We start from the raw sequence: 9,219 nt of genomic DNA, 5'->3' as shown, positions 1-9,219 counted from the left end.
GCCCCGTGGTTCGAGTCGGCAGAGGTCGTCGAGCTGCACCACCCGGACAAGGTCGACGCGCCCAGCGGGACCGCTCGCCACACCGCAGCGGGGATCGCCGCCGCCCGTCGGGAGGCAGGCCTCGGTCCCGTCCCCGACGCGACGAGCACCGGGATCGACGGCGCGCGCGGCGCGGACGTGGACGGGATCCGGGTGCACGCGGTACGGCTGCGCGGGCTCGTCGCGCACGAGGAGATCCTGCTCGGCAACCCGGGGGAGCAGCTGACGATCCGGCACGACTCCTTCGACCGCGTCTCGTTCATGCCGGGTGTCGTGCACGCCGTGCGCACCGTCGGCTCGCGCCCCGGGCTGACCGTCGGCCTCGACTCCTACCTGGACCTGTGATGCGCAAGGGCATGATCTTCGCCGTCTCGATCTCGCTGCTGACGCTCATCTACGTCGTGGCGATCTCGGGGCGGGCCATCGGGCTGATCGCCACGGGTCAGCCGGTCGCGATCCTGCTCGGTCTCGGCGTGCTCCTGGTCCCGGTGCTCGGTGCAGCATTGCTGGCGCGGGAGTGGTGGATGGCGGTGCAGGTCCAGCGGATGGCCGACGAGCTCGCGAGCCGCGGCGCCCTCCCGGTCGACGACCTCCCGAGGAGCCCCGGCGGGCGGGTCGACCGAGGGGCGGCCGACGCCGCGTTCGCCACGGCGCAGCAGGACGTCGAGGCCAGTCCGCAGGACTGGGCGGCCTGGTTCCGACTGGGCTTCGCCTACGACGCGGCGCGGGACCGGTCCCGGGCGCGGGCCGCCCTGCGTAACGCCGTCCGTCTGCGACGTCAGGGCGCGGCGGCCTGACCATCCGCCCGGCCGCGTACCTCGCGGTGTCGGTGGCGACCCGCCGGGGCTACGGGCGGACGTCCCGGCGGACGGGGCCTCGACCCGGGCCGATCAGATCTGGGCGAACCACCGCTGCTCGACGAGGGTGACGGCGGAGCCCTCCTCGGAGACCAGCGTCCGTGAGATCCCCTCGTGCCCGAGCCCTGCCGAGCCGAGGAACTGGTTCCGCGCCTCGTCCTGCTCGAGGGACCAGGTCTGCACGTGTCCGGCACCACCTTGACGCCCGAGGTCGACGCAGGCCGCCAGGAGCCGCGAGCCGTGCCCGCCACGGCGGTGGTCGGGGTCGACCTCGAGAGCGGTGATCTCGACCCCGCCGTCGACCGGCACGAGGGCAGCGAGGCCGACGATGCGCGCCCCGTCCAGCGCGACGAGCAGCCGGTGCCCGGCGCTCGGCGGATCGGTGATGGCCGCGGCCCACTGCGCGGTGACCGCGGGGGCGTCGATCCGGTCCATCAGGTCCGGGACGAGGGATCCGAGCCCGACGCGCCAGGCGCGCAGCTGGGTCGCGGCCACCATGGACTCGTCCCCCGGGATCGCGGGGCGGACGGAGACATCGGCCTGGTCGTGGAAGAGAGCCATCGCGGCAGGCTACCCGGCGAGCGCGCGGATCCCCGCGGCGACCAGTGCGGCCAGCACGACGACGACCAGGAACGGGGCACGCAACCAGAGCGCGACGGCGGCGACGCCGAGGGCGGCGAGTCGGGCGTCGATCACGAGCCGGCCCTGCGAGGTCGCGGTCTGCACCACGACGAGTGCCGCGAGGAGCGCCACGGTGAGCAGCCCTGAGATCCGCGCGGCCCGAGGGCGGGCGAGCCAGTCCGTCGGCACCTGGTGACCGAGCAGCTTGATCGCGAAGCACAGCGCGGCAGCCGCGAGGACGGCGATCCAGGTCATCGGTGCCACCCCTCCCGGAGGCTCACGGCGCCCGCCACGGCGCTCATCCCGGCGGCTCCGAGGCCGGCGCGGAGTCGGGGGCCCGCCATCCGGCGAGGACGGCGACGACGGCAGCGGCGAGCACCGGGAGGCCGGCAGGGACGACGGGTGTGAGCGTCAGGGCGACGAGAGCCGCGAGCAGGGCCACTCCCTGGGCCCGACGCGAGGCCAGTCGTGGCCACAGCAGTCCCAGGAAGGCGGCCGCTGCGGCGGCGTCCAGGCCCCACCGGGTCGGGTCGCCCAACCGGGCACCGGCCAGCGCCCCGAGCAGCGTCGTCACGTTCCACAGCACGAAGACCCCGAGCCCGGTCGCCCAGAACCCGATCCGGGAGAGCGCGGGGCTGCGCTGGGCGACCGCCACCGCCGTCGACTCGTCGATCGTCAGCTGCGCAGCGGCCCAGCGCCGTGCCCCGCCGACCTCGAGGAGGGGGGCGACGACCGCACCGTAGAGCGCGTTGCGCACCCCGAGCAGAGCGGCGGTCGAGACCGCCGCCACGGGTGAGCCCGCTGCCCCGAGCACCCCGATGAACGCGAACTGCGAGCCGCCGGTGAACATCAGGACGCTCAGTGCCACCGTCTGCAGGACATCGAGCCCGGAGACGACGGACAGCGCACCGAACGAGACCCCGTACAGGCCGGTGGCGATCGAGACACCGGCGGCCTGACGCAGGACCGTCCGCCGATCCGCGTGCTCCTGGGCGCCGGTGCCGTGCGCGACGCCGTCCCCGGCCCCGCCCGCCGTCACAGCGCGACGTAGATGCTCTCGAGGTACTCCTCGATCCCTGCCTCGCCGCCCTCGCGGCCCAGACCGGACATCTTCACCCCGCCGAAGGGTGCACTCGCGTCGGAGACCATGCCGCGGTTGATCCCGAGCATCCCCGCCTCGACCTGCTCCGCGAGCCGGAAGGCGCGGTCCACGTCACGCGTGTAGGCGTAGGCGACGAGCCCGAACGGCGTCCCGTTGGCCAGGGCGAGCGCCTCGGCCTCCGAGCCGAAGGTCACGACGGGCGCCACCGGGCCGAAGATCTCCTCCTGGACGGCGCGGGCATCGGGGGAGACCCCGGTGAGCACCGTGGGGTTGTAGAAGTGGCCGGAGTGCGTCGCGCGGTCGGGACGGTCCCCGCCGACGAGCACGCGAGCGCCGCCGTCGACGGCGTCGGCGACCATCGCCTCGACGCTGTCCACGGCCGCGGCCTCGATGAGCGGGCCGACCGTCGTCCCCGGCGCGGAGCCGGCACCCACCACGAGCGAGCCGAAGGCCTCGGCGAGCCCGCGGGAGAACTCCTCGGCGACGGACTCGTGCACGAGGAAGCGGTTCGCGGCCACGCAGGTCTGCCCGGCGTTGCGCATCTTGGCCGCAACGGCGCCCTGGACGGCAGCCGGGATGTCGGCGTCCTCGAAGACGAGGAAGGGAGCGTTGCCACCGAGCTCCATCGAGGTGCGCAGGACCCCGTCCGCAGCGCCCTTGAGCAGGACCTGACCGACCTCCGTCGATCCGGTGAAGGACAGCTTGCGCAGGCGCGGGTCGGAGAGCAGCGGCCCGACGAGCCGTCCGGAGGAGCCGGTGGGCACGACGTTCACGACACCGGTCGGCAGTCCACGGGACTCGAGCTCCGCCCGCACCACCTCGGCGAAGAGCATCGTGGTCAGCGGCGTGAAGCCGGCCGGCTTGATGACGACCGTGCAGCCGGCAGCGAGGGCCGGGGCGATCTTGCGGGTCGCCATCGCCAGCGGGAAGTTCCACGGCGTGACCAGGAGCGCGGGACCGACGGGCCGGTGCATGACGATCTGCCGGTTCGCCCCGCTGGGCGCGGTGCGGACCATCCCGTTGATGCGTACCGCCTGCTCGGAGTACCAGCGCACGTACTCGGCGCCGTAGATCGTCTCCGCGCGGGACTCGGCAAGGGGCTTGCCGCCCTCTGCCGTGATGAGGGCCGCGAAGTCGTCGATCCTCGCCATCACGGTCTCGAAGACCGAGCGCAGCACCTCCGCCCGCACCCGCGGTGCCACGGCCCGCCAGGCCGGCCAGGCCTCGTGCGCGGCGGCGAGGGCATCGGCACCGTCCTCCGGGGTCGCCGAGGCGACGTCGAAGAGCTCCGCGCCGGTGGCGGGGTCCTCGACGGCGAAGGTCCCCCCTCCGGTGGCCGGGCGCCAGTGCCCGCCGATGAGCAGCTCGGTGGGCAGATGAGCGGCGAGAGTGGGAGGAACGGGAGAGGTCGTGGGCGCCATGCGGGCCAGTATGTCCTTCGACGGCGCCCAGCGGAACGCGACGCGACGACGGCCCCGTGTCCCGCGCCGTCGAGGAAGCGACGAGTGCCTACGATGGCCCGCATGGCCGTCCCCACCCCGTACGAGGACCTGCTCCGTCATGTGCTCGAGCACGGCACGCCGAAGGCGGACCGCACGGGCACCGGCACCCGCTCGGTCTTCGGCCACCAGATGCGCTTCGACCTCACCGCCGGCTTCCCGCTCGTCACCACGAAGCACGTCCCGCTCCGGCTCGTCGCCGAGGAGCTGTTCTGGTTCCTGCGCGGGGAGTCGAACGTGCGCTCGCTCGTCGAGAAGAACGTGCACATCTGGGACGAGTGGGCGGGCCCCGACGGCGAGCTCGGTCCCGTCTACGGCGTCCAGTGGCGGTCGTGGCCGACGCCGGACGGAGGCCATGTCGACCAGATCACCCAGCTCGTCGAGGGCATCCGCCGCGACCCGTCCTCGCGCAGGCACATCGTCTCGGCCTGGAACGTCGCGCAGATCCCGCAGATGGCGCTCGCCCCGTGCCACGCCTTCTTCCAGTTCGACGTCACCGACGGCCGCTTGTCCTGCCAGCTCTACCAGCGGTCCGCCGACCTCTTCCTCGGGGTGCCGTTCAACATCGCCTCGTACGCCCTGCTGACCCACATGGTCGCCCAGCAGACGGACCTGGAGGTCGGGGACTTCATCTGGACCGGCGGGGACTGCCACATCTACGACAACCACGTCGATCAGGTCACCGAGCAGCTCGGCCGCGAGGCGTTCGCCCCGCCCCGCATCGAGCTGCGTCGGGCCGCGTCCCTGGTGGACTACACGATGGACGACGTGAGCCTGCACGGGTACCAGCACCACCCGGCGATCAAGGCGCCGGTGGCGGTATGAGCCTCGCGCTCGTCTGGGCGCAGTCGGCCGACGGAGTGATCGGGGTCGACGGCGGGCTCCCGTGGCACCTGCCGGAGGACCTGGCGCACTTCAGGCGCCTGACCTCCGGGTCCGTCGTCCTCATGGGGCACTCGACCTGGCGGTCGCTCCCGGAGCGTTTCCGTCCGCTCCCGGGGCGCCAGAACGTCGTCCTGAGCAGGACCCCGGGCCTGGAGCTGGACGGGGCCGTCGTCGTCGGATCGGTCGAGGACGCCCTGGAGCAGGTCGGCGGGCGGGCGGCATGGGTGATCGGTGGGGCGCAGGTCTACGGCGCGTTCCTCGAGCACGCCGACCGGGCCGAGGTCACGGAGATCGACCTCCTCGTCGGGGCGGGGACCGGGGCGCCCCTGCTGGACGAGAGCTGGTCCCGGACGGCCGTCGAACCGGCCGAGGGCTGGTCCCTGTCCGCCACGGGCCTGCGGTACCGCTTCGTGACCCATCTGCGTGGTGGTCGCCCGGGGCAGGATGCGCGCCGTCGGCGGTAGGTTGTCGCCCATGGTGGACGACCCCCGGCGCCCCTTCGGCGCGCTCCTGACGGCGATGGTCACCCCGATGACCCCGGAGGGTGAGGTCGATCTCGACGCCGCGGTGCGGCTCGCGGTCCACCTCGTCGATCACGGGCACGACGGGCTGGTCCTCAACGGCACGACCGGCGAGGCGCCGACGACGCACGCGCCGGAGAAGGCCGACCTCGTGCGTGCCGTGGTGGACGCCGTCGGCGACCGCGCGCTCGTCGTGGCCGGAGCAGGGTCGAACGACACCGTGCACGCCGTGCGGATGGCCGAGAAGGCCGCGGAGGCCGGTGCCCACGGGCTGCTCGTCGTGACCCCGTACTACTCCCGGCCGTCGCAGGAGGGCGTGTACCGGCACACCGTCGCGGTGGCCGATGCCACGGACCTGCCCGTCATGCTCTACGACGTCCCGGGCCGGACTGCCGTGCGCTACGCCCCCGAGACGCTCGACAGGCTCGCCGCGCACGAGCGCGTCGTCGCCGTGAAGGACGCGACCGGGGACGTCCAGTCCGCGATGAGGTCGATCGCCCGCACGGGGCTCGCCTGGTACAGCGGGGACGACGGCCTCCTGCTGCCGTTCCTGTCCGTGGGGGCGGTGGGGCTCGTCAGCATGACGGCTCACCTCGTCGGCGACGAGCTCGCCGCGATCATCGCCGCCTTCGACGCGGGCGACACCGCCGCCGCGCTCGCCGGATTCGTCGCGATCCAGCCCGTCGTCGACCTGATCTGCGGCAGCGGGAACGGTGCCCTGCGCTCCAAGCTCACGCTCCACATGCTCGGCCACCTGCCGAGCGCCGCCATGCGTCTGCCTCAGGTCGAGGCGGACGACACCGAGACCGCACAGGTGCGCGCCGCCCTGGTGGCGACCGGCCTGCTCTAGGGAGAGCCCGATGTCCCATCCGCACCCCGAGCTCGCGAGCCCGCCACCGCTGGAGCCCGGGACCCTCCGGATCGTCCCCCTGGGCGGGCTCGGCGAGATCGGCCGCAACATGAACGTCCTGGAGATCGACGGGCGCCTTCTCGTCGTCGACTGCGGCGTGCTCTTCCCCGAGGACCACCAGCCGGGCGTCGACCTGATCCTCCCGGACTTCGACTACATCAAGGACCGGCTCGACGACGTCGAGGCCCTGGTCCTGACCCACGGGCACGAGGACCACATCGGTGCGGTCCCGTACCTGCTGCGCCTGCGCCCCGACATCCCGGTGATCGGCTCCCAGCTCACGCTCGCCTTCGTCGAGGCGAAGCTCAAGGAGCATCGCATCAAGCCCTACACCCTCACGGTCACGGAGGGGCAGGTCGAGCGGTTCGGCGCCTTCGAGTGCGAGTTCGTCTCGGTGACGCACTCGATCCCGGACGCCCTCGCGGTCGCCGTGCGCACCGGGGCCGGCATGGTGCTCATCACCGGCGACTTCAAGATGGACCAGCTGCCGCTCGACGGCCGGATCACCGATCTCCGCGCCTTCGCCCGACTCGGCGAGGAGGGCGTCGACCTCTTCATGGTCGACTCGACGAACGCGGAGGTGCCCGGCTTCGTCACCCCGGAGCGGGAGATCGGCCCGGTGCTCGACTCGGTGTTCGCCGGGGCGAGCCAGCGGATCATCGTCGCCTCGTTCGCCTCGCACGTGCACCGCGTCCAGCAGGTCCTCGACGCCGCTGCGCTGCACGGCCGCAAGGTCGCCCTCGTGGGCCGGTCGATGGTGCGCAACATGGGGATCGCGGCCGAGCTCGGCTACCTCGACGTGCCGGAGGGCATCCTCGTCGACGCCCGCAAGGTCGACGCCCTCCCTCCCGACGAGGTCGTGCTCATGTCCACCGGCTCGCAGGGCGAGCCGATGGCGGCCCTGGCGCGCATGTCCAACGGCGACCACCCGGTCAAGGTCGGGCACGGCGACACCGTCGTGCTCGCCTCCTCCCTGATCCCCGGGAACGAGAACGCCGTGTACCGCGTGATCAACGGGCTCATGCGGTTGGGTGCCCATGTGGTGCATCAGGGCAACGCGCGCGTGCACGTCTCCGGTCACGCCGCGGCGGGCGAGCTCACCTACTGCTACAACATCCTGCGCCCGCGCAACGTCATGCCGATCCACGGCGAGGTGCGGCACCTGGTCGCGAACGGCGCTGTCGCGGTGCGCACCGGTGTCCCTCCCGAGCGGGTCGTGCTCGCGGAGGACGGCGTGGTCATCGACCTGCGCGACGGTGAGGCGAACATCGTCGGTGCGGTGCCGTGCGGCTACGTCTACGTCGACGGCTCCAGCGTGGGGGGGCTCACCGACGCCGAGCTCAAGGACCGGCGGATCCTCGGCGAGGAGGGTTTCGTCTCGGTCTTCGCCGTGGTCGACTCCGCCACCGGCAAGGTCATCGCCGGTCCGCAGATCCACGCCCGTGGTGTGGCCGAGGACGACTCGGTGCTCGAGACGATCATCCCCGAGATCACCAAGGCGCTCGAGGAGGCTGCGGCGGGCGGGGCCTTCGACACCCAGCAGCTGCAGCAGATCATGCGACGGGTCGTGGGTCGCTGGGCCTCGAACCGACTGCGCCGACGCCCGATGATCATCCCGGTGGTCGTCGAGGCCTGAGCCGGCCGGCTCCGCAGCCGACACCGACGCCCCTGGGCCCCGCCTCCGGGGCCACGGCAGGGGTGGCCGGTACCGTGGCCCCATGGCTACCCGTACGCCCTCGCGCGGATCGACCTCGTCGCGCGCCGCCTCGGGTCGCCCCGCGAGCGCCGGCAAGAACGCGGGGCGCAGCTCCCGCACGAGCAGCTCCGGGGGGCCGTCCGTGCCCGCGCAGCGTTCCCTTCCCGTGCGCATGGTCCGCGGCACCTGGATGGGTGCGGCGCACGTCGTCGGCGGTGCCGGGCGCCGGATCGGTCGCGGTGCCCGCGACCTCGACCCGGCGCACCGTCGCGACGGAGCCGCCTTCGCCGTCCTCGCGCTCGCCTTCGTCATCGCCTCGCGTGAGTGGTGGGGCCTGTCCGGCAGCGCAGGTGACGTCATCCACGATGTCGTCGCGGGGACCTTCGGTGCCATCGGCGTCGTTGTACCGCTGCTGCTGCTGGCGATCGCCGTGCGCCTCATGCGACACCCGGACCGGGTCGACGCGAACGGGCGGATGGGCGTGGGCCTCAGCGCCGTTCTCGTCAGCGCCTGCGGGATCGCGCACGTCTCGGCCGGCGCCCCGATGCTCGACCTCGAGCTGCTCCGCCCGGCGGGCGGGGTCATCGGCTACCTCGTGGGCGCACCCCTGACGAGCCTGCTCACCGTCTGGGTGGCCGTGCCGATCCTCGTGCTCCTCGGGTTCTTCGGTGTCCTCGTGCTGACCGCCACCCCGGTGCACATGATCGTCCCGCGGCTGCGCGCCGGCTATCGCCGCCTCACCGGGGCGGACCGCGTCCCGGCCGAGGAGGAGAGCCTCGCCACGATGCCGACCCTCGCCGAGCAGCAGGTGGAGCACCGCGGACTGCGGCGGCTGGGGCGCAAGCGCTCCGGTGCGCCGTCCTCGCTCGACGACGCCACCACGGTCCTGCCCGTCTCCGGTGACGAGGCCTTCGAGGTCGCAGCGATCACCGAGCCGGCCGTTCCGCCGGACGCGGATCCGGACGAGCCCGTCGAGCAGGAGGAGCAGGGCGCGGTCGCCACGACCGTCCTGACGACAGGTGCCGGAGAGGCGCTGCGCGCACCGACGCCGACCGGGGTCCCGCGCGGTGAGCAGCCCATGCTCGACGG

At 73.2% G+C, this 9,219-nt stretch carries 11 protein-coding genes; 7 read left to right on the top strand and 4 right to left on the bottom strand.

Annotated elements, in window-relative coordinates:
* Together ABWK99_RS10025 and ABWK99_RS10020 are read left to right on the top strand one after the other, a co-directional pair.
* Positions 1 to 384, top strand: a 384-nt coding sequence (locus tag ABWK99_RS10025) for a 4-hydroxy-tetrahydrodipicolinate reductase (protein ID WP_372594560.1), incomplete at its 5' end; no start/stop codon positions are given.
* Complete coding sequence (locus ABWK99_RS10020; RefSeq protein WP_372594559.1) at positions 384 to 836, top strand: hypothetical protein; 453 nt, start codon at positions 384 to 386, stop codon at positions 834 to 836. The genes ABWK99_RS10025 and ABWK99_RS10020, both read left to right, overlap by 1 nt.
* A 93-nt stretch (positions 837 to 929) precedes the next feature.
* On the opposite strand, the gene ABWK99_RS10015 is transcribed toward ABWK99_RS10020, so the two are convergent.
* The 4 genes from ABWK99_RS10015 to ABWK99_RS10000 form a co-directional block, all read right to left on the bottom strand.
* Positions 930 to 1,457: a GNAT family N-acetyltransferase gene (locus tag ABWK99_RS10015; protein ID WP_372594558.1), complete on the bottom strand. Its 528-nt coding sequence runs from the start codon at positions 1,455 to 1,457 to the stop codon at positions 930 to 932.
* A 9-nt stretch (positions 1,458 to 1,466) separates the two neighbouring features.
* The gene (locus tag ABWK99_RS10010; RefSeq protein WP_372594557.1) at positions 1,467 to 1,772 is read right to left on the bottom strand and encodes an AzlD domain-containing protein; all 306 of its coding nucleotides are present in this window, start codon (positions 1,770 to 1,772) and stop codon (positions 1,467 to 1,469) included.
* 43 nt (positions 1,773 to 1,815) lie between these two features.
* On the bottom strand, positions 1,816 to 2,481 hold the full coding sequence (locus ABWK99_RS10005; RefSeq protein ID WP_372594561.1) for an AzlC family ABC transporter permease: 666 nt from the start codon (positions 2,479 to 2,481) through the stop codon (positions 1,816 to 1,818).
* 71 nt (positions 2,482 to 2,552) lie between these two features.
* A complete protein-coding gene (locus ABWK99_RS10000; protein ID WP_372594556.1) occupies positions 2,553 to 4,040 on the bottom strand; it encodes an NAD-dependent succinate-semialdehyde dehydrogenase in 1,488 nt (495 codons plus the stop codon).
* A 102-nt stretch (positions 4,041 to 4,142) separates the two neighbouring features.
* Here ABWK99_RS10000 and ABWK99_RS09995 point away from each other — a divergent pair, with 102 nt between their 5' ends.
* From ABWK99_RS09995 to ABWK99_RS09975, 5 genes are all read left to right on the top strand, one after another.
* Positions 4,143 to 4,943, top strand: coding sequence for a thymidylate synthase (locus tag ABWK99_RS09995; protein ID WP_372594555.1), 801 nt, complete (start codon positions 4,143 to 4,145; stop codon positions 4,941 to 4,943).
* Complete coding sequence (locus ABWK99_RS09990) at positions 4,940 to 5,467, top strand: dihydrofolate reductase (protein ID WP_372594554.1); 528 nt, start codon at positions 4,940 to 4,942, stop codon at positions 5,465 to 5,467. The genes ABWK99_RS09995 and ABWK99_RS09990 overlap by 4 nt, the downstream gene beginning before the upstream one ends.
* Positions 5,468 to 5,477: 10 nt before the next feature.
* Positions 5,478 to 6,374, top strand: coding sequence for a 4-hydroxy-tetrahydrodipicolinate synthase (dapA, locus tag ABWK99_RS09985; RefSeq protein WP_372594553.1), 897 nt, complete (start codon positions 5,478 to 5,480; stop codon positions 6,372 to 6,374).
* 10 nt (positions 6,375 to 6,384) lie between these two features.
* On the top strand, positions 6,385 to 8,070 hold the full coding sequence (locus tag ABWK99_RS09980; protein WP_372594552.1) for a ribonuclease J: 1,686 nt from the start codon (positions 6,385 to 6,387) through the stop codon (positions 8,068 to 8,070).
* An 82-nt stretch (positions 8,071 to 8,152) separates the two neighbouring features.
* The coding region (locus ABWK99_RS09975; RefSeq protein WP_372594551.1) for a DNA translocase FtsK 4TM domain-containing protein at positions 8,153 to 9,219 on the top strand (1,067 nt) is incomplete at its 3' end.

This window comes from Actinotalea sp. (assembly GCF_041597215.1).
Taxonomy (GTDB): Bacteria; Actinomycetota; Actinomycetes; order Actinomycetales; family Cellulomonadaceae; genus Actinotalea.
The sequence above is the reverse complement of the archived record's forward strand: the minus strand, read 5'-3'. Positions and strand labels throughout refer to the sequence as shown.

What these genes read in the sequence shown, in the direction of transcription:
- ABWK99_RS10020 (WP_372594559.1), top strand. Translation starts at nt 384, where the DNA reads ATGCGCAAGGGCATGATCTTCGCCGTCTCGATCTCGCTGCTGACGCTC.
- ABWK99_RS10015 (WP_372594558.1), bottom strand. Translation starts at nt 1,457, where the DNA reads ATGGCTCTCTTCCACGACCAGGCCGATGTCTCCGTCCGCCCCGCGATC.
- ABWK99_RS10010 (WP_372594557.1), bottom strand. Translation starts at nt 1,772, where the DNA reads ATGACCTGGATCGCCGTCCTCGCGGCTGCCGCGCTGTGCTTCGCGATC.
- ABWK99_RS10000 (WP_372594556.1), bottom strand. Translation starts at nt 4,040, where the DNA reads ATGGCGCCCACGACCTCTCCCGTTCCTCCCACTCTCGCCGCTCATCTG.
- ABWK99_RS09995 (WP_372594555.1), top strand. Translation starts at nt 4,143, where the DNA reads ATGGCCGTCCCCACCCCGTACGAGGACCTGCTCCGTCATGTGCTCGAG.
- ABWK99_RS09990 (WP_372594554.1), top strand. Translation starts at nt 4,940, where the DNA reads ATGAGCCTCGCGCTCGTCTGGGCGCAGTCGGCCGACGGAGTGATCGGG.
- dapA (WP_372594553.1), top strand. Translation starts at nt 5,478, where the DNA reads ATGGTGGACGACCCCCGGCGCCCCTTCGGCGCGCTCCTGACGGCGATG.
- ABWK99_RS09980 (WP_372594552.1), top strand. Translation starts at nt 6,385, where the DNA reads ATGTCCCATCCGCACCCCGAGCTCGCGAGCCCGCCACCGCTGGAGCCC.